This window comes from Candidatus Colwellia aromaticivorans (genome assembly GCF_003333305.1).
Classification (GTDB): domain Bacteria; phylum Pseudomonadota; class Gammaproteobacteria; order Enterobacterales; family Alteromonadaceae; genus Colwellia; species Colwellia aromaticivorans.
Genome location: NZ_QOLD01000083.1, coordinates 1 through 1,211 on the forward strand (window position 1 = coordinate 1; position 1,211 = coordinate 1,211).

Here is a 1,211-nt window from a genome sequence, read left to right on the forward strand (position 1 = left end):
TCGGACATCTTTGGCTATAACGGTTTTTATCACCTCACCAAAGCTTTTCGCAGATTAACACGTCCTTCATCGCCTCTAACTGCCAAGGCATCCACCACATACGCTTAGTCACTTAACCATACAACCCTAAGTAGTTTCATCGTTTTTTGGCGTTATGCGTCGTTGCTTTTATACTCATGTAGAAGAAACTACACTTCGTATTAAAGCGCCTTGCCTAACATCCAAAAGACATTAAAAAATGATATTCCTTATTGTAAAAACAAGAGATAAAAGATTTCAAAACTTTTTAGACTACTCGGTGACTAAACCGAGTTAATTGTAAAGTCTGACATTTTCACGTACTCACCATATCAAAAGACATGGAGTGAGTTACTTGATAAGACAATTATTATCGAGTAGATAATAATCGAATGTTTTCTTTTGTTGATTAACTTCTCTTCTAACAAGAGTTAGGGAGAATTTAATCGGTGATATCTATAATTACGTAAACAACAGCGCGACACCGTGTTCACCTTATAAATATCGGTATTTATATCAGCTTTCCAGATTGTTAAAGAACTTATTACTTAGTCACATTCGCTAAGCAATTTGGTTAAAAACCAAACTTAAATCATCATCAAATGATGTGTTAAGTTTGGCTTCTTTCTTTAGTTGAAGAAGTAAAATGCAATTCAAGTTAGACAAGGCATTTAATAGCGAAGCTTAGTTTTTCCTAAGCGAGTTATTAAATAACGCCGTATAACGAAGAATTTGGTAGGTCTGGGCAGACTTGAACTGCCGACCTCACCCTTATCAGGGGTGCGCTCTAACCAGCTGAGCTACAGACCTATTTTGTAAGCCCAGAGGCTTTCTTCTTCATTTCATTATCATACAATTTGTGTGAATACTCTGACGTACATGGATGTACTAAGGTCGCAGTGACACGGATGTCAAAGCGCGACCAAGCGCAAACCACATAAATCCATTATTCGTTTTTACTTCAAGATAAGGAGGTGATCCAACCCCAGGTTCCCCTAGGGTTACCTTGTTACGACTTCACCCCAGTCATGAAACACAAAGTGGTGACCGTCCTCCCGAAGGTTAGACTAGCCACTTCTTTTGCATCCCACTCCCATGGTGTGACGGGCGGTGTGTACAAGGCCCGGGAACGTATTCACCGTAGCATTCTGATCTACGATTACTAGCGATTCCGACTTCATGGAGTCGAGTTG

General features: G+C 39.7%; 1 tRNA gene and 2 rRNA genes. All 3 read right to left on the minus strand.

Annotation, left to right across the window (positions count from 1 at the left end):
- Positions 1–118, minus strand: a 23S ribosomal RNA gene (locus DWA31_RS13540); the annotation flags it as partial.
- A gap of 633 nt (positions 119–751) precedes the next feature.
- Positions 752–828: transfer RNA gene (locus DWA31_RS13545), tRNA-Ile, on the minus strand.
- A gap of 157 nt (positions 829–985) precedes the next feature.
- A 16S ribosomal RNA gene (locus DWA31_RS13550) occupies positions 986–1,211 on the minus strand; the annotation flags it as partial.